The following is a 20,300-nucleotide window of genomic DNA, read 5'->3' as shown; positions in this document are numbered from 1 at the left end:
CGGGAATTGACGCCAAATTTTCTTGTTTCCACTTTATCAGATTCAGCCGAAAATCCCCAGTTACTTTCGGTGGATTCAGTAATGGTTCCTTGCCAAATCTTGCATAAATACCCACCCATATTTGAAAACTAAGTTCGTCGATCCCGTATTTTTGCCTAATAAATCCTTTACTATCATTACCATTGGAATACTCTTCGACAGCCTTAATCTTAATGTTTACGCTAATTTTAGTCATAAAAATACCCCCAAAGTCGATTTCCAACTTTGGGGGTACGCTTCAATTAGACGAATTTTCTAGTTTATTTTATTTAATAATCTATCATTTTATCTATATCAGCGGTAAATATAGTAATTTGTTTATATAAACAAGGTTATAGTTTGTGCTAATTAATCGCCATAAACGAACCTGTTCAGTCATTTCCGTTCAAACTTATCTTTTGATTAAAATCGAAAGTTTTATCGATCCCATTTATCTTATAATAGAAAGTGTAAATTCTTCGGTTAGTTAATGAAAGGATGTACAATATGAAATCAATTACAAGAGCACCCCATTCAAAAGCAGTGATTGTTCTTGTGCACGGGATGCAGGAACACAGTAATCGATATCAAGCTTTTTGCGATTATTTAGCTCAGCATGGTTACAGTTCTGTGCGTTATGACCTAATTGGGCACGGTCAAAATTTGCCAACGCAATTGAAAGGCTACTTTGGCTTCAAGGGTTGGCATAATTTCATTTCCCAGTTACACAAATATGTTCAGCTAGCTCATCGCGAGTTTCCAGACCAACCTGTTATTTTATTTGGACATTCAATGGGCACCATCATCATCCGCAGTTACATCCAAAAATACGACGACTTCGATGGCATGATATTATCAGGAACCCCCTTCTATAACCCACTGTGGGTCTTTGGCAAGCTCATCAGTTCAGGAATCGTAATGGCTAAGGGCGCTAAAAGTAAAAGTCGCCTACTTGATAAATTAACCACTGGCCAATTTATAAAAAAGATTCCACATCCGAAAACAAATCTTGATTGGCTGAGCCATAATTCAAAAGACGTCCAATCATACATTGATGATCCGGACTGTGGTTTCTCATTTACCAGTCAAGGATATAACGACTTATATGAAGGAATGCGTGAAGTCGGCCACCTTCGTTACTTCCACAGCAATCATCCTGTTCCGGTTCTGTTTTTAAATGGCCGTGACGACCCATGTGCTGGTAAAAAGTCGCAAGTGCAATCATCTCTTAATATGTTGGTGAAAGCCGGTTATCATGACCTGACCCATCATAGTTACCCGAAAATGCGTCATGAAATTCTATTTGAACGTGACGCTACGGTTGTAATGAATGACATCGTGAATTGGTTAGAACGCAAAGTAAATTAAATATTGTTTGACAAACAAAAACGCGAACCGCGATTTGAAAATCGGCTATAATGCCTCATTTCAAATTACAGTTCGCATTTTTTATTTTTTAGTTGTGACGCTTTTTCTTGCTTAAACCAGCAAGTCCAAGGGAAGTAGCCACCGCGCCAACTGCAAGCCCAACCAGTGATGATTGAGCCGTATTGTTGTTACCAGTTTGTGGTAATTTTGGCTGTGTTGGGTGACTGGTTACGTTGTTATCAGAATGATGCAACGTTGTCACAGTATCGATTGGTTGAGATGGATCTTGTGGTGTGGTCGGTTCAGTAGGTGTTTGTGGATCTACTGGCGTATGTGGGTCCACTGGATCATCAGGATTAACCGGTTGATCTGGTGTTTGAATTGCCTTTACACGAATGATGATCTGTTGGTTTGCAGCATCCGTAAAGGTGTATTGGCTTGGTAATGTGCTTACCGCTTCATAACCAGCTGGTACTTGCAGGTTCAGATCTACTGTCTGACCAACGTTACCGTTGATGGTGGAACTGCTAATGGTATTACCATTTTCATCTTGGTAAATTACTTGAGCGCTACTTCTAACTGGTTGAACAACAACCAAGATATCGTTAGGGGTAGTCCCATCAATTAATAAATCACCAGTTGGTAATCCAGAAACAATTTCATGTCCCTTTAGCAAGTTATCATTAATCTTTTTGATTAAGTCATGCTGCTTAATAGTGGCATGGTTATTATTATCAAGATAATCACTGAATTCAACAGTATTGAGTGTATTACCATCCTTATCCTTGTAAACAATCTTTTGCGTATATGAATTGTTAACAAGGTGCAGGTTGTAATTATCGGCAACAAGATCTGTTACATCCTTGCTAAAATCATTCTTTAAACTTGGAACCAGTGCATTGGCATCATCCGCAAAATCATCTTTTGAAACATTAACGCCTTCGCCATACTTATCATGAACAAGTTTGTTAACTGCTAATTGGTTGGTTATCGTGCGCATTTGGTTTCTAACCGCAATTGGATCCGTAAATACGAAGTCCATTGGCAACGTTGCGATTACTTCTTGACCAGACGCTGACCTTTGTTCGTTAACTTTATTGAGAGTTAAACGATTGGTGTTTTGGTGGCCCGTGACATTAATCGTGACATTGCCTACCCAATCATTATAGTTATTTAATTTAGCATTATTCAGGCTGAATAATTGTGAACCTTCATCACTGTAAACAACCATTGGCTTGTTACTGTAGAAACTAAGTAGTGAGAAGTTAGTCCGCGTTGGTAACTTAACACCACGCATGTCGATCACTGTTGGGTTAAGGCCATAAGCAAACATCCATCGGGTATCAGTATCATTGCTAAGGTTCCAACCGTGGATGTCAATATTCCGTAAACCAGTTCGACAGAACATCGCATTTGCCGCATGGACATTGGAAACATTCCAGTTTGCTAACCCAGTCAGGCTTTCCAGTTTGTGATCATCCATGAACATCATGACCATGTTTCGAACGTTGCTGACATTCCAGCCGGATACATCTAACGATTCAAGGTTTTGCATATCATAAAACATAACCTGCATGTCAGTGGCTTTCCCGGTGTTCCAATGTGTCAACACCGATTTTAAAATGTAGGATTTCACCGGTTTAAAAATATCGTTTTTCACCGATTTACTTTTGTGTCTTTGTGTGTTCTTGATAATCTTTCATTCGATATGATTTTCCAGTAATTTTAAAGATCTCCGAATGGTGGACCAAACGGTCCAGAATTGCATTCGCAATTGTTGGATTAGAAAAGGTTTCACCCCATTCCGATAAGGGAATATTAGTTGTAATGATCGTTGATTTCTTTTCGTAACGTCGAGCAATCAACTGGAAGAATAAATCGGATCCTAGGTCATCGATTGGTAAATATCCAATTTCATCGATAATTAGTAATTTGTACCTGCTATAATTTTTCAAAATCGCCGCTAAACGATTCTCTTGATGGGCTAATTTTAACCTTTCAATTAATTCGTGACAGTTCACAAAATATGTACTTAAATGATTCTTACATGCTTCCATACCAAGTCCAGTTGCTAAATGAGTTTTACCAACTCCAGAAGAACCAATAAATAATATGTTCTTAGCCGAAGAAATAAAATTAATTGATGCAAGATTCATAATTCTTTGTTTATCAACCGAAGGTTGAAAGTCGAAATCAAATTCATCTAGACCTTTGGCATATGGAAAGTGAGCTACATGAATTGACATTTTAGCTGACCTTTGAGTTCGATAAGCGAGTTCTTTACTGGTTAGCTGTTCAAGGATTTCCGGTAATGACAAATCATTGCCTTCCAAATAGCTAGGCAAATATTCCTTTATAGCTGTTAATTTCAGCTTAGTCAAATTATCCTCTAATTTTGTATAAATGGTCATGTACTACAGCCCTTCCTATAATTGGTCAAACATTTTCAAATTAGTTTCTACTTGTTCGGCAAGTTGCTGATCTGATAGATCATGAAATACCGATGTTTTTAAGATTGCTGTCATATCTTCTTGGTGATAATTAAACTTTTTGTTGCTAAGTAAATGCTGCCTTATTAGTTTTGTGGCACTAAAAATCAATAAATTTTTGTCAGTGACCTTGACGGTCACTTCATGACCGATATACTTTATTGGTACAGAATATTTACTTCCCAGATAGCTGATCATTGATTCTTTACTAACTTTGCGGGTTAGATCATGATCTACTAACGAACTCAGCAGTTCACTGTTAAAGGGTTGTAAGTATTCTTTTTCTTTTTGCCATAAATCCATTGGTCTTCGGTCTGTTGCTTGACTTTTTTCATCATTAAGTTGCTTTTGTAGATGTTTAATTATTTGTCCTAACTCCTCCTCATTACTAAATTCATGGTCGTAAACTTTAATCCTTTCAATCGTTCTGGCTAAGGCTTCAACTTTGCCTTTAGTTTGTGGCCGAAATGGACGACATGATTTAGGTAAAAATCCTGCAGCCTTTGCGTAATTCAGTAATTTTTCATTCCAAACTACTTTATGAAAATTACTTCTAGCATGATCTACAGCTGTTTTCATATTATCGAAGTAGATTTGATGTGGAACGCCTTCGGTGTTACTAAAAGCCTCATTTAGACATTCGAAAAGTGTATCTTGGCGTCGATCAAAAACTAACTTGAGAAATTTTCTCCTTGAATAGCCTAAAACGTACAAGAATATTGAAAAATGAATCGGCTTATTTTGACGCGTATGGAGAACCATGTCCTCTTTCCAGTCTACTTGTCCGACTTCTCCGGGAGCAGTTTCAATTCGAATGATTGGCTTTTGATTATTAGCTTTTTTCAATTGATGACAGTAATCGCGTAAAATTGAAATTCCACCTTCATAACCTAGCTCTTTAATAAAATAGAAAATTGCAGTTGCCGAACAAGTTTGGTATTTATCCTTGATAATTTCACGATATGGATCTAATTTGCTACTCCTTCTTTTACTATTTCTCCTTTTATCTGCATGATTCTGCGTTAAATAACGCTTAATAGTTCTCGGATCACAATTATATTTGCGGCCTAAGGCCGCATAATTTGGTTTAATTTTGGTCATCTTGAATAACATTAACTCCTTTTTCAACTCTGATTTCATACAATCACCTCAAATAATTGATGAAACCAGTATAAAAAAATGTAGGAAATCCGACAATTTCAAATCGGTGATTTCCTACATTTTAAAACCGTTGTTAACATCCTAACTTAGTAACCGTAAAGTTAGATACTAAAATCATTGTTGATTATGGAATATTAGCTTCAAAAAAGCAGATCATCATGTTAAACAATTTATGAGTGTTGTACGTAAGTTAGTTGTATAAGAGCTAACCTCACAAAAATAAGATCATCAAATTTTAACCGAGCTGAATTACCAATTAGAATTATTATCTCAACTGAGTAACTAAATATATGGACCTCAAGCTAAGTTGCTCAAAGGCCATCGATATCCATTAATGAAATTACGTCGACATTATTGTCTGTCAAGTATACAGTGCCAACATAGAATTGACCCTTTAACATAATAAAAGTTGCCTGGTCTTACCAGAGGCTATTTAAGCAAAGATAATATACAAAGTGATCAAAAAAATTTATATTATTTCTTAAGGAAAGTACATATAGAATCTTAAGAAAGATTCTACCAATTTTGCCCTTCTAAAATTGACGTTATCTTAGCATCTATATCAGTACAGCTCCCATAATTCGCCTTGTCGTGCCCTATCAGGCCTTTTTGAAAGGAGTAATGTAATTAGTAAGGAAGGCTAAAATAAGGGCTATTTGGCCTCTCATAGAATATTACTGATTACTTTAGGGCTTCAACTATAACTTTAAACAAAAGGCTCCGATTCCCGAATAGAGAATCGAAGCCCTTCATTTTTATGCCAGCTTTTTACCAACTTAATTTATTTAAATTTGGTGTATACACACCATAGTTACTAACTTTTTAAAAGCTAATAGCTAATTTAATCTAAATACACGAAGTCGCTTAAAGCCGTCATAGCAAGTTTTTGGGCTACTTCTTGTTTTTCTTCTTGCCCTTCTTGCTATCCTTAGTTTCCTTTTCTGGACGCATTATTGGGAAGAAAAAGTATAATCGCTTACAATACCTTCTTCTGGCATTTCACATTTTTTCACACGTTTAAATGACTACAAATACTATCATATCAACCATTTTCGTGATCATATAAATTATAGGATATCATTTAGTTCAAAACATGTGAAAAAAGTGAGAAATCATAACCTTAAACTAACATAAAAAGCCTATAACAAACACGGTAAAAACGTATTGTTATAGGCTTTTAGTATGTTTCTAGTGCTGACTAAAAGCTGGTAGGTTCTTGTCAACTCGTTCCTTATATATCAACAAACTAGATGGCAACTCTAGGTAATCGTGTGCATTCCTGTGTGCATCCTATGCCATCCAGTTATCCATCATTTTGCGGTTAATATCGCGATCCGCTTTAACGTAAACCCGCATAAAGATGGCCAAGCTATTACCCATTCGTTCGGCTGCCCACGGATAAGACATGCCCGGCTTATTAGCCAGCTTAGTACATAATGTGTGCCGAAACGAATACATAGATAACTGTGCTCCGTTACCACTAATTCCCAATTTATTACAGAGCTTCTTTAACATCTCATTCATACTCCGCTGTGTAATCGGGATATTGTTTGCACAAGTCTTATAGTCATGTAGATTCAGGAAGATCAAACCTTCAGGATTCGTCAAATTGTGACGTTCCAGAAAGTTCTTCTGTTCTTCTTGAAACATATCTATAAAATCTGCCAGTGGTTGCGAAACTGGTAAGCAATAACGGGCATATCCTTTAGGCCGTGCTTTAAGCGCCCCGTTAAACCTCTTAGCATAATCGGACCAACTATCATTAATCTTAAAGGTTGGATAGTCATCTTCTACTACCAAGTTCTTAAATTTCAGTGCTTGAACTTCACCAGGACGCATCCCAGTTTCAAGATCAATCCACAGCGCTAAACGAGTCCCCCAATTTGCAATAGTAGTATTATTTAGTTCCAGCTGAATTTGTTCTTTAATAGATTCCAGCTCATCATTAGTAAACAAATATTGCTGCTTACCAACGCTAAAATCACTCTTTCGGAAGAACTTATCAAGATATTGCTCCGGCACTGGATTCTCTTTAACAACTTTTCCGACTAGCTCATTAAAGAAGCTCCGCATATGTGTCAGACGGTGATCAATCACGGTTGCTCGTCCAACTGTTGTCTTGTGGGTTCGCACAAAATCATGGGCAAATTGCTCTACCAGTCGTTCGGTAACATCCTTAATTTTAGTATTCTTAAAATACTTCTGAAATTCAGCTGCCGAATTATTCCAGTCGCGATAAGTAACAGGGGATATTGCATTCTTTCGCTGATTAACATATTTCTGAAATTCGTCTGCAAAGATAGCATTACCATCGCATAACTGCATTCCATCTTCGTAATCAGCCCACATTTTTCTCTCTAATGCGGTTGCTGCCCGACGAGTTTTAGCATACTTAACCGGCCAACTTTCCCGCTTACCAGTTACCTTATTAATTGGTTGGATCCGTACTTGGAATTGTCCCGCGTGCTTGCCTGTTTTCATCTTTTTAATCATTGTCAACCTTCTCCTTCATATAAAGAAAAAGGTTGTAGTACACTGATTACCAGTATTCTACAACCCTTCTAATTACTTTGTCCACACTGTCTTTTGCTGATAACCGGCATTGAGTAACCAATGCTTAACCTCTTCCAGGTTGTAATATTTTCGGCTTCCAGTTGAAAGTTGATGGTAGGGCATTCCACTTCGAATCAAGCGGTATAGTAGTGTCGTACTAATACCTAGGGCAGCACACAATTGCCTCCCATTTAAAATATCCTTGCCGAACAATTTACATCTACTCCTTTGTGGTAGATAATGAACGGGATAACAATTTGTTATTAGAGAGTGACTTTCCAAAGTGTGGTAGCTGGGTTAGTCGCTTTTTTTGTTTATAATTCCAGTTCATCATCATGATCCTTTGACTTATGTTTCTTAGGCTGTTCAGACTTCTTACGTGATTGAACAGGCTTCGAAATGATCTTAGCCTGCTCAGCAAGATTTACATTAATTAGTCGACGACGTGTTAAACGTTGATTGACTAAATAGTTAGAATGGCGGCGCATTGCCTGTACTAATCCTTTTAAACGTCCAAACTGAGAAGTCGATTGCTTAAAGTCATCACGGTCAATAAAAACCTGATCATCCTTTTCACCAATCTCATTGCACAGTTGTTGAACACTGGCTTGCTGGTCAAATAGTACCCGCTCGTTATCCTTTGACTTATCCAATAACTTAGTAATGGTTAGCAGTTGGAATGACTTTTTATCACACAAAAGGAGTTCACGTACACGACGCCGTAACTCATTAAACGGATCAGCATCATGATCTAACGCCCACAACTTTACCTGTTCACAAAATGTCGCATAATCATCAGCTGACCAACAGTCAACAAACTTAGAAGCAAAATGTGGCACCTGGCTGCCTTCACTTAACCACAGACTTTCAAGGGACTCCGCTAATTGGTTAAAAGGTCCTTTCAGAAAATTAATGCTTGTCCCTAACTTAAACCGTGCCATTGCGATAACATCTTGATATTCTTGCGTATTTTCGACTTTTAACGGTGAAGCATCCTGCACTTCGCCACCGAATCCATCGCACCATTGCTTATTAATCCTTACCATAAACAATACCTCCAATAATTGATCCAATACCAACAATGATCTTAACTGGCCACCACGGCATTACACTTGCTAAAACTACCCCAGCCAAGACAATCAATGCGCCATTTGCAAACTTAGTTAAGATACGTTCCATAACCCTATGAGACTGAGTAACTTGTTGCTTATCTTGCGCAATAGATTCTTTGACTTGATTGATATAGGTAACAACTTCCTTGCTTAAAAGTTGATTGGTCGTAGAATTTGCTTCTTCGCGCATGACACGCAGTAAATCATGACCATCAATATCAATTGGTTGCTGAACCGTACTAATTAGCTGTTGTAGTAAATTACTATTATGATTAATCACTGCGACAAGATTATTAACAACTTGGTTTAGTTGTTCAACCTTAGAATGATCAGCACTCGCCATGACTTCGGCCTGTGCTCTTGAGGTATTCATCCGGTCAATCCGGGCTTGCTGACCTTTGAACTTCTGCTCCAAATCGTCATAGGACTTGCTACGCCCATCTTGCCAAGCGTCTTTAATGGCTTGATGAGCAATATCACTAACTCCCTGGTTTAAATTCATCTTCTGATTTTCCAAAGACTTGGTGACGTCGCCGGTCCAACTTTGCAGATCCTGCTTCGTAGCCAGGTTCTTCATCATTTTCTGTACTTCTTTGTCGTGCGACGTAGGTGTTGAATTGTCGTTGCTGCCGTTCGGATTCAGCAAGTCGTTCAGATCGTCCATCGCGCTGTTGAGATTTTTCTTCATCAACTGAAACCTCCTTAGTTTCACTTTGCTGTTTTTGACTAAAATGTCTTTCTAATTCCAATGGAGTAAATTCTTTACCCATACCGCGGGTAGCTTTAACCAGGCCAGTCTTTCGATCACGACGCTGGTAAAAGTCCCGTACCGTTTTCTTCTTGCCACTTACGGTGGTGTGGTATGACCAATCGCCCCGCTTATTCCTTCTTGTTACGGTCACTTCCTTTGATTTCAATAAGCCAAGATACTCTTCAATGGACTTGGCCTGATTACGCGCCCACTGTAGCGTCTCTTTTAATGCTGCCTGCCATCCTTTTGGTTTAACAACCGTTCCTGGTTTGTCTTTATCAAATGGATTGACATAAACATGACCGGTCACTTCTAAGTAGTGATCTTTCAGGTAGTTGTTCCACTCATGACGCAATCGACTAACACTAAACTCATTAGTTCGGACACATTTACCACCTGGGTACACGCTATTAATCAAAATATGGCAATGTAGTTTGTGACCTTCTTGACCGTCCGCTTGGATTGCGGAGACCCACTGCGTATTAGGAAAATACTCAGCCATAAAGCCACTAACCAGTTGGTTAATCTGCTCGACTTCATCCCTAACATGTTCAGGATCATCAGTTGGCATTTCATGATCAGAAAATGAGCAAATAATGTGTTGAGCCTGTTGCCGTTTTCGTCGATTGGCTGACTGGTGTCTTACCAACTTGAACTGTTGATTTAGAAAGTAGCCGCTTTGTACTGGGTATGGTTGACCACGTGGACCCCATAGATAGACGTTGGAACCATTAACACCGAGTACCCGATGAGCGGAGCCGTCATGTGCTGGTTCGTCAAACAGGTATTTCAATCGGCCATACGCATTTGTAATGTAATTACTTTTTACATACATGACTATCGTTCTCCTTAAATTTCTTGCTAATCAATTGCGATAAATTCATCGTCGCTTGAACCAGCTTTTGTAGCTCTTCACCATCTACCTGATCACCCCGATTTGCTTGATGGGCCAGTTGGTTGAGATTAACACCGATTCGATTGAGGTAATACACAATTGAGTTCCACTGAACTAAAGCGAATTGCTTCAATTTATCGTGTTGTTCCAACCTAAGTAAGTAAGCTTTAATCGTGGATGGCATTACATACTTGGCTAATAATTCGGGACTATCTTTAAGATGATCGAACCGCCATTTATCAAGCTGCTTAGCAGTCTTAAAATCCGGTAATTCTTCCATCAGACTCCGCACTGCTAAGTTGTAATTCCATTCTGTCTTCAATCCACGGAGTAACACCTTACTCATTGGCTCATCACCCATCACCGCTTGCAACTTTTCAAAGTCACTTTGCGGGATTCGAAGTAGATACGGATGCTTCTTTTCGGGTACGCGACGGTGTAAATTAATCTGCTGTTTCCGATTAATTAATTGACCATTGTTTAACATCAAATCACTCCTCTCTAACGTTGCAATTCTGGCCGTTAATTGGTGTCAAAAACACCAATTAAGTTACTAAAATTCTCTTCATCAATCATGGCCCTTTAGGCCCTCTGATTCTCTCGTTCATGTGACTTGACTACACGTGCCAATTCACTAGTAACAGGCCAGAAAAGCAACGGGCAAGTAGTTACCTGCTGATATCACAGGACTACTTAGCAAAGGGAATGTTGTTCCCCCTGCACCCCCTTAAATCAAGAACTATTCTTACCAGATTAGTTCTTAATAATTTCCTTTTGGCCTTCATTTGTATGCAACAAACCGAAGCAAAATGCAGCAACCTAAGCCACCCAATTTGGGCCCTGATTAGGTTGGGCTCCACCTTCTCTTTTGTGTCGCAAAGAGAACCAGAACACGACCCTACTTTGGCGTTCAAAGTAGGCAAACACCCACCACCGACCCGTTGCCTTTTGACAACACTCCTTATCATCAACTTGTTAAAATCCGAGCTACTTTCTTGCTTTGACTCAACACAAAATAACTATCACTATCTTTAATGGAAGTAATCGCATTAAGATGCATGACCAGTTCAGTTGCCCGATGATTTTTGAGTAACTGCATCGACTTATCACTTAACTTTGCCACAGTCCACGCGTCACCGTAATCACGTCGAATCGGTACTAGGTAACCACGCATTAGCGCCGTAAATTGGTTAAGCTCAGGGTGGAAATTATTATCTTTACCAGTAAACTCTGGCCATAGTTCATACCTGAGTTGGTTCAAGTTCGTTAACATATTAGTAGCTGGTGAGGCGGCCGTCGTATTTTGAAATAAATCTTGATAATTTGACCCACTATTTTGTTGTTTATTCTCGGAAAGGTACGCTTGGCCACCTCGAATATAGACTCCAAAGTCTGCATGCCGTTCCAAGAAACCTTTTGCACTATCAAGGACAGCATTAGGATCTTGTCGAAAAATTGTCTTCGCTTTGTCTTGAAGATCTTTGATCATCTTAGCGACAGTTTTAACAATCCGCTGCATATCTTGATCAGACAAATCTTCATTGATTACAACATTAAAAATATGATCTGACTCACGTGTATAGACATAGTCATAATTTTTAATGGCACGGCCACCTGGGCGGAAATTGATGATTGAAACAACAACTTCAGTTCCTTTCCCATCTTCTGTTGGAATCATATGGATATTGATTGGCAATCGACGCAATAGTTGGCTAAGCTGTGAAAGATAAATTTGACCTGCTTCTGAATCATTAGTCTTAAGGCTCCAGGAACGTCTATCGTAGTCATCTTGTTTCAAATACCCTAATTTAGTTACTCCAGGGGCGTAGTGAAGGACATCTCGCACATATCCAGCAACTCCATCCGAATAAACATTCGTCATAATTAGCAGATTCAGATTCCAAGGACAAGCATTATGGAATCGAGATGAAACCCTCGGGATTTTGTGAGGGTCAAGCATATCTTTGAGTGCACTCCATTCAATTGAAGATGCTGAAACTTCATCAATTACGGCTGCTGCTTGATCCTGGTAATCTTGCCAATAATCTACTGTTTTATTCTTATCTTCAGCCGCCGTCACATATGGTGTGCGACCTTGTTCTAAGTATTGACATAGTCGACTAGCAAGATATGATTTACCAATACCACCCTGTGCAGCGCTTATAAAAATCGTGTTCATATTACGATCTGCATCAATGTCATTAATCGTTGACTCACGTTGATCGTCTAAGACAGCGGTCAAACGACTGATAAAAATCCCATCAGCAATTAAACCTGCTGCATCACTATCATCAAAAGCGGCATGAATAGCATCTTTCCAATCAGTTACTTGCATCCGCCCGGAATAAATCCATTCCATCAATTGATCCAGAATCAACTTCTTAGATTGCTTACTAAAGTTCATTTTCCCGGCACCCTTTGTTCCAAGGCTCCTTAATTCCGACAATTGGTGTCCAGAAAAAACACGATCTCCGTCGTTACGTCCTACTAAACGTGCGGTGTGGTGTGCTAGGTTATAAGGACTGTGCAAGTTGCGAACAATAGCTGAATCAATACCCTTGGCAACCATTTCATCATCATAAACACCGGCAATACTCGAATAGCTTTTACCTGGATCATCCGGTAACCAGCTAATCACTTCATTAACCGAATACGGGGTCTTCTGATCGCGTTTAGCCTTACCACTTTGGTGTACCAGATACTGAATTGATGAAATATAATGCTTAGTTACAACAAAGTTCTGCATAGCGCCTTGTAAAGTACCTAAGAAAGCAGCTATCCTTTCATTTCGTTGATCGTTAATCTGATCAATCCATTTAAACGTTTCTGTTAAGTCATCAAAGTTGTAACCAAATAGTTCCATCATCCGGTAACGCGTGCGCCTGGTTGGCATATCTACAACGAGATGAACATGGGACTCTTTATGTTCCATTTCACCATTTCGTTTATTTTCCTCATCATCCCTCGGATGGCCTATGAAGAATGCAGCAAAGTGACGATCCCGGTTTGGATTTCGGCAACAGATCTTTTGAAGTTCATCAATATGTCGTGCTACCCAAGCAGTGAATCCATCTAAGGTTGGTTGCCCACGAGCATCATGTTTAATAACATTGCCATCATTATCCCAGGCTGACCCATAATCTTCACAACCCTTACCAACGAAGCGGTCATCACCAACTAGCTTGTCACCAGCACGAATTAAGTTACCACTCTCATCCATCACCATACGATCTAGTTCGCCGAAACGATTCAATGGTAACCTGGTTGCGTGTTGTTCATATACTGGACTGTACTTCGGATTAGATTGGTCCGTAATCTTGGGATTGCAAACGGTGAAAAGCCAATGAATCGAGATGTTCCAAGTTCGTGACGCTTCACCAAGAAGATCCAGGATCTTACCAGCCTTAATTGCCAAATCAATATTGTCTTCGTCATATTGATCATTAACCTGTAGAGGAGGTAAAACCTTAAGAATGACTTGGTACAATTTTCGACTAGAATGGGAGTATCGTTTCAAATAATCTGAAGCCTTAGCGTACCGTTCTTCGATACTTGCTGACTTATTGTCATCTGACATCGCTTCTCATCCTTTCTGGGTAACCGTTCAAGGACTAGCAGTAAGGGCAGTTAACTATTATCCCTATTCGATCTACCCGTTTAATATGTTTGCCCTGTAAAGGATCAACAATCATTGATTCCACGCGCCTTCTACACCAGCCCAATCAATTTTGTCATCATCCACGAAAGCTGTTTTGACGGCAATCTTGGCGGATGCCGTTGACGGAGCTCGGCAACGGCGTATACACGCCGTCATACCAGTGATATCGGTAGCTTAAGTAACTTTCTTTTAGTAACTAATACCCAAGTTCCTATCCAGCTAAGCCTCTGATTAAAACCTGAAATGGTAAAATAATTACTAAAGATATCAAAGTTCAAACGGCCGTTTTCCTTTTGACATTTTTATTCTCACATATTTTAAAGGTAGTGCCGTTGACACTTTATTGTGACTGCTAATTGAAGGAGAAAAAAATGGTTAAATATAAAGAAATCCAGCCCCAAACATACTTGGAACTGGATTCTGGAAAAATTTATTTCAATATTGATGAAGTACTTATAATGATTAATAACCCATTTTCTGCAACTGATGATAAAAATAGCATATCTCCCACACAGCTAATCAGATATTGCATTAAGCACAACATCCATATAACTGATTTGTCGACCAACAACATAGAATTCGCTATGTTTACCAAAACTGACTATTATGACCCCAATTCAGTTAACTTAAAATCCATCAAGACACTTTTTTCTCAGGATTTAGACAACTTGTTACAGATATTGAAAAAAAGCCAACCAACCAAAACAGGTCAAGGTTCAAAAAAATTTAATACTGTTGATTGGGGAATGATTGAACAAAATGACCGTAAAGAGCACGACCTGTTCTACAGTCTACAAAGAACACTTACTGACGTTATGGGCCGTAAAACATCTGCTAACGTTACATCAAGGATTCCAATACCTAAAATTTCACAACGTCAACTTGCAAATAAAGTAAATAGCATTCTTAACAACAATCCTAGTAACGTATCGGGATTTAAAAAAATTACTGTCAAACCATCACAAATTAATTTTGGATCAATAAAAATTCACCCTACTAATGAGGAAGTATACATAAACGAAGCACTTTATGATAAAATTCTAAACTACTTTGTTTACAACCGTGGTATTAATACCAAGGGACGGGTGGATAATCTAGATCAATTAAGGCACTCCACCACTACCGTACGAGAGCTACTTCGTCCTTATAAGGAAAATTTGATTAAAGATTACAATGACACTTACTACTACGTTACTAGTAAAGACGCTGACGCAATCGATAAGCAAATTAACAAACGAATAGACACACTGATCAAGCGAGCAAGAGATGAATTTTATTATGATGAAAAACAAATCAATCATCAATCATTAGAATTAAGCAAATTCTATCAGAATAGGGAACATCTAAGAAATATCTTAGACAGTCCATTGTGTGCTAACATTGATCCATCCATCATAAGAATACTAAAAGATACAATGAATATTGATTAGTAAAAAAGCAGTCAACTGTATAATTTACAGCTGGCTGCTTTATTTCTTGTAAAATGGACAACAACTAATAATTATGGGAATATTTTCCCTTATATAACTCTTTTACCTCTAATCCGTCAAATGACTTAATTGCCTTTTGAGTAGCCAGATCTTTTAAGTCCAAATAACGTTTTTGACCGTCAACTTCATCCAAACTCCATATTCTAGAGTACAAGTTCCCAAATTTTTGGACATAGTCAACATAACCGCGAAGTTTTTCCAAAGAATCCGCTAAATAAGTTCCATGTGGATCAACAATATAAGGCATTACTTTTTCATCTATTTTTTCAAAGAAGATAAAATCTGGGTGGAAAGGTTTCATACCGTCAGAAGTTTGATACATGATTGATAATGTATGACTATTACCATTCCCCGGGTTACGATACCAAGCAATCGCATTATGCTTAAGTTCCTCATTTACAACATCATTTTCGATAGGGAACAACTTAATTGGCGCCAAATGATCCTTAGGATTATTCAGTACATGTTTAGCGTACTTATGATGAGCATCGCCATCAAACAGATCTTTAGTTGGCTTTACCAGTGAAACATCTCTTGCAATTCCATTTTTAAACATCTTGGATTCAAAATCATGTTGAGCCGATTCACTAAGGTTATCGATTTGGCTCTCATACTTATCTTGAAATTCATTAACCAATTCTTTAGCACGTTGAGTAACATGGTCAACAATGCCTTCAACACTTCCAGCGGCCGCTATTTCCGTATTAATTGTCATAGAATCAAGTCCGCTTTTGTGTTTCTGTTCAAAGAACCGGTTCGTTAAGCTTAATTCAAACACATGGTCCGCCTTTTGACGAGCGTGATCAATTGCATAAGCATCAGCATCTTCGGTATATTCATTAGTTTGGATATTAGTCGTATCAAGATTTTTAATCTGAATATCCGTACTTTCAACCTTGGAAATTGATTGTATTGCTTGCTCATATTCATCATGGAAAGTATTAATGGAATCATTTAATTCTCTCATAAGTTCCTTCATTACATATTCTTCGGCATCTAAATCAATTTCATACTTCATTAGTAGTCCACTTAATTCTAAAGCACCACGAATAAAATTGCGTTGTTTAGAGCTTCGTCTCCGGGTCCTGATGGATTCAAAAGCGTTATCCACTTGCAGTGAGTTATCCCATTCTACTTCTACAGGATGCAGTAAGACATTTCGACCATCTTCAGTTGAAACAGCATTATCATCATCTTTATCCTTAGTAAGATGATCAACCACTTTCTGGACCGTATCACGATCAAAATAAGGTAGGAAACATGTTACTGAGTTCAACGTGTCTACATCGACTCGTCTAGCCAAGGGAGTACGTACCATTCGACCAATTAATTGAGCAATATAAGTGTCATCACTATGAGGTCGCAATGAATAAATAACTTCGGCCCTAGGGCAATCCCAACCAGTGGAAATTGCTTCTTTCGCAAAGAGTACCGTAATTTCTGAGCTATTTTGCACTAATTCAGGCTGAATATAAGGAATATCAATGCCACCTATAGAATAGCTAGCTTGATCTCCAAATACATTAGCAAAAGATTTATGCTGATCTATCCACGGGATTTTTTCACTGATTTCAACGCAAAGCTCTCGTAGTTCTTGTTCTTTAACTTTATCCTTAACCTGAATAACCATTAGTGGATGAACTACATCATTCTCTGGCACATCATTAGCTTTACACCATATTTCCCATTGCTTAGTAGATTCTTGCAAGGTATGACAAGCATTAGTTAAATAAATACCTTGTACTGCATCGTCTACCGTAGGGACAGAAATAACTATCGTATCTTTTAACAACCCAGAAGCTTGCACATCTGCTGGCGAAACACTGACCTCAGGTAATACCGTTCTCTTTTGACGGTCTGCCATTGCGTCTTCAAAACGTTTAATTGTGGCTGAAATACCTACAACAATGGGCATAGGTTCCAAAGTAAAGGTTCCTTCAGTGAAGCCATCAATTAGTTTACTATAAATTGTTTGACGCTTTTTTTCTTCACGTGATGAAGCTTTACCTAAACCTCTGTGTGCTTCGTCTAGCATCATGTATACGGTAGTTCCACGATCATAAGTATTTTGCAGGATCTGCCAAAAAGTTGGAATTTCACCACCACGTGTTAAGAGACTACTATCTGATAGTTTTTGACGATTTAGAAAGTAGATACTATGAGGCTGTAATTCACGTATTTCTTCGGTAGTTGTATTCTCAACCGTATGCATCATCAGTACATCCATATCAGAAGACTGTTGAAATTTATTAAACGTTTGATCATTTAAAGCCGGTGAGTCAGTAACCCACAAAATAACCGCATTTTGATGTGGTTTAACATTAAAATCTTCTGAGCCATTTAACAGTGCTTCAATCGCAGCAGCGGCCATTACTGTTTTTCCACTACCTGTAACGGCCGAAAGACTGCAACTAATATGATTATGATAATTCCTATACATATCGTCGGCCTGTACTAACTGCTTAGTTAAGGTATCCACTGCTTTTTCTTGAAAGTCTTTTAGTTCATATTTCATCATGTACTCCTAGCTCAAACTTTGAATCTCAAAGGGCTTCAAATAAGATTCATATAATTTATAAACATTTCTATCACTCAACTCATGACATAGATCTTGATAACGTGAGTTAACATCAGTCACAATAAAAACTGTTTTTATTTCAGAATGTTGCTTTAATTGACGTATAAATTGACCAATATATTTATAGTTAAACAGCACTGCATATTCACTCGTCATGTCATAGTCATCTTTATGCTGAATAATACGTCCTTTAGAGCCTGCTTTTAGCCACAATAATGGAGCAATTTGGTTAAAAGCTAAATCAGACTTGATAATGGATGGTTCAAGATACTCTAAATCAAAGAAAATGGCATTTTCCTTAAAACCATCACTCATCATTTTGTCTTTTAATTCAGGATAAACTGAAGTATTTTTTGCTTCATAGAATTTCTTTTGCTTTTTCTTGCCCGTTGCTTCATCCACAACTGTCGCATTGATAGGGCGATAGATTTTCTCTTTTAAATCATAAGTTCCTTTAATTGGATTACCATTAACATCATCTCCAGATATAGCACATTTGATTCTAGGCCATGTCACATGATGAGCAATGCCATACTTTTCCCAATCAGCATCTCCAGCACGCAATCCCTTTTTGCTCATATGTTTGCTTTCTTCTGCTGATACTTCATTATTAGTAACACAAATAACCTGTCGCTTACCGTTGTCTTCAGAATTCAGCAAATCCACTGCATGTGCTGTTGTACCAGATCCCGCAAAAAAATCTAAAATAATAGCATTAGGCTTATTCTTCACAAAAAATCTAATTGTGTCAGCTTCCGCGTATAATGATTTAGGGAAAGAAAATCTTTTAGTTTTTAGAATTCGATTAAGTAGTCCCGATCCATATTCTCGAGCACTATGTGAAGGTATTCGCCACTGCGTTCCTGGGATAAATGGAGCTGATTTTTCCGATTCACCTACTATTATTGATCCGTCTCCTTCGTAATTTCTCCCAATAATTGGAAACTGACCATTTTCAACCTTTTTTTGTTCACCTTTAGCTAAATATTGAAGAGTATAGCCCCATTTTTTACTATATTTGATCCTTGTGTATCCTTTTCGATTTAGTTCTGAAAACGTATCTCTACTTATTTGCCAGCACCCATCTTCTCCATTAGTTTTTATAGGCCATATAGCTATTACACTTTCAGGTAATGAAATATCCGAAACTTTTTGAGAAGGAGCTAACGGTTCCCCAGTACCAACAAATTTTTTGCCATCTTTGGAAAGATAAATTGGATAAAATTCATTGTATGCATCTGCTCTAGAATCATGTGATCCTTGTCGACGAATTGGACGCCATCTAATTTTATCTTTGCCTGTTTTTTTTGCAGTAAGCCAGTCAGTAGATAATGCTAATGGTTGTGGTGATGCCTTACCTATTTTTACAAAATAAATGTATTCATCAGTTCTGTAAAATTCGTTACCTCTAGAAACACCAGACGGGTTAATTACACTACTAATCATTTGAATGTTAGCTTCTGGGAACAATTGATCAAGTAAAATTCCTAGTCTATTATATTCCTTTTCATCAATCGTACAGATAAGAACAGAGTCTTTAGGGTTTAATAGTTTCTTAGCTAACTTTAGGCGATCTTCCATGAACGTTAGCCATTTTGAATGACGATACGAATCATCACTACTTACATAGTTGTTGTTATATTTCCAGTCTTTAGCCCCAGTATTGTAAGGTGGATCAATATAGATACAATCTATTTTACCCTGATATGCATACATTAACGTTTCAAGTGCATGAAAGTTTTCACCATTGATGACGGTGTTAAAAGGCTTGTCCCCGCCTCTTTCAATACGATCAACTTCTTTCAAACCGGTGTAAACAGGCTGGTCGAATCGAGCAATAGCGACTAAATCGTCATAATTGACTGTCAGCGTTTTGTCTTCTTTTTCAAGAGGCATTACCTTTACCTTGTTATGTTCTTTATCCAATGCCGTAACTCGCCACTTATCTTGGTATTTACTATCATCGCTCTTGACAGTTCCTCTCGGTGGCAAAATATTTACCAAATCACCTTTAACAACTGTTTTATTGGGTAATCTTACAAATTCAGGCTTACTTTCCTCATAAACAAGACCATATTTGCGAGAATTCAAGTACCTACTAATTTCTTTGGCTAAATTACTATCATATTTTGATACCCGATTTACAATATCGTTTACATTCATATGCTAAAACCTTCTAATACTTAATCATTTATAAATCTATATACTAAAGTTTACTATTCTATGC

At 38.0% G+C, this 20,300-nt stretch carries 13 protein-coding genes and 1 pseudogene; 2 read left to right on the top strand and 12 right to left on the bottom strand.

Annotation, left to right across the window (positions count from 1 at the left end; all coding sequences use genetic code 11):
* A pseudogene (locus H5975_RS03930) lies at positions 1-235 on the bottom strand (hypothetical protein); the annotation flags it as partial.
* 290 nt (positions 236-525) lie between these two features.
* Here H5975_RS03930 and H5975_RS03925 point away from each other — a divergent pair.
* Positions 526-1,386, top strand: a complete 861-nt coding sequence (locus H5975_RS03925; protein WP_204784957.1) for an alpha/beta fold hydrolase — start codon at positions 526-528, stop codon at positions 1,384-1,386.
* A gap of 88 nt (positions 1,387-1,474) precedes the next feature.
* On the opposite strand, the gene H5975_RS09060 is transcribed toward H5975_RS03925, so the two are convergent.
* From H5975_RS09060 to H5975_RS03880, 9 genes are all read right to left on the bottom strand, one after another.
* Positions 1,475-2,998 carry a BspA family leucine-rich repeat surface protein gene (locus H5975_RS09060; protein WP_304133983.1) on the bottom strand — a complete coding sequence of 508 codons (1,524 nt, stop codon included), beginning with the start codon at positions 2,996-2,998 and terminating at the stop codon, positions 1,475-1,477.
* A gap of 52 nt (positions 2,999-3,050) precedes the next feature.
* Complete coding sequence (istB, locus tag H5975_RS03915) at positions 3,051-3,797, bottom strand: IS21-like element helper ATPase IstB (RefSeq protein ID WP_204784955.1); 747 nt, start codon at positions 3,795-3,797, stop codon at positions 3,051-3,053.
* Positions 3,798-3,812: 15 nt separating this feature from the next.
* Positions 3,813-5,015, bottom strand: coding sequence for an IS21 family transposase (istA, locus tag H5975_RS03910; protein ID WP_204784954.1), 1,203 nt, complete (start codon positions 5,013-5,015; stop codon positions 3,813-3,815).
* A gap of 1,311 nt (positions 5,016-6,326) precedes the next feature.
* Positions 6,327-7,529: a tyrosine-type recombinase/integrase gene (locus H5975_RS03905; RefSeq protein WP_204784953.1), complete on the bottom strand. Its 1,203-nt coding sequence runs from the start codon at positions 7,527-7,529 to the stop codon at positions 6,327-6,329.
* Between the two features lie 374 nt (positions 7,530-7,903).
* Positions 7,904-8,635 carry a hypothetical protein gene (locus H5975_RS03900; RefSeq protein ID WP_204784952.1) on the bottom strand — a complete coding sequence of 244 codons (732 nt, stop codon included), beginning with the start codon at positions 8,633-8,635 and terminating at the stop codon, positions 7,904-7,906.
* Positions 8,622-9,203, bottom strand: a complete 582-nt coding sequence (locus H5975_RS03895) for a hypothetical protein (protein WP_204784951.1) — start codon at positions 9,201-9,203, stop codon at positions 8,622-8,624. Before H5975_RS03895 ends, H5975_RS03900 begins: the two co-directional genes overlap by 14 nt.
* Positions 9,181-10,287 (bottom strand): relaxase/mobilization nuclease domain-containing protein, encoded by a 1,107-nt coding sequence (locus H5975_RS03890; protein ID WP_204784950.1) that lies wholly within the window; start codon positions 10,285-10,287, stop codon positions 9,181-9,183. Before H5975_RS03890 ends, H5975_RS03895 begins: the two co-directional genes overlap by 23 nt.
* A complete protein-coding gene (gene mobC, locus H5975_RS03885) occupies positions 10,271-10,834 on the bottom strand; it encodes a plasmid mobilization relaxosome protein MobC (protein ID WP_204784949.1) in 564 nt (187 codons plus the stop codon). Before mobC ends, H5975_RS03890 begins: the two co-directional genes overlap by 17 nt.
* A gap of 480 nt (positions 10,835-11,314) precedes the next feature.
* Positions 11,315-13,924 carry a hypothetical protein gene (locus tag H5975_RS03880; protein ID WP_204784948.1) on the bottom strand — a complete coding sequence of 870 codons (2,610 nt, stop codon included), beginning with the start codon at positions 13,922-13,924 and terminating at the stop codon, positions 11,315-11,317.
* Positions 13,925-14,376: 452 nt separating this feature from the next.
* On the opposite strand from H5975_RS03880, the gene H5975_RS03875 reads away from it, so the two are divergent.
* Positions 14,377-15,435: a hypothetical protein gene (locus H5975_RS03875; RefSeq protein ID WP_204784947.1), complete on the top strand. Its 1,059-nt coding sequence runs from the start codon at positions 14,377-14,379 to the stop codon at positions 15,433-15,435.
* 64 nt (positions 15,436-15,499) lie between these two features.
* Here the strand turns inward: H5975_RS03875 and H5975_RS03870 are convergent, their stop codons facing one another.
* A complete protein-coding gene (locus H5975_RS03870) occupies positions 15,500-18,013 on the bottom strand; it encodes a DEAD/DEAH box helicase (RefSeq protein WP_204784946.1) in 2,514 nt (837 codons plus the stop codon).
* A gap of 6 nt (positions 18,014-18,019) precedes the next feature.
* The gene (locus H5975_RS03865; protein WP_204784945.1) at positions 18,020-20,236 is read right to left on the bottom strand and encodes a site-specific DNA-methyltransferase; all 2,217 of its coding nucleotides are present in this window, start codon (positions 20,234-20,236) and stop codon (positions 18,020-18,022) included.
* Between the last annotated feature and the right edge of the window lie 64 nt (positions 20,237-20,300).

It is taken from the genome of Limosilactobacillus coleohominis (assembly GCF_016901675.1).
Classification (GTDB): Bacteria; Bacillota; Bacilli; order Lactobacillales; family Lactobacillaceae; genus Limosilactobacillus; species Limosilactobacillus intestinavium.
Note: the sequence above shows the minus strand (reverse complement) of the source record. Positions and strands in the feature narration are given on the sequence as shown.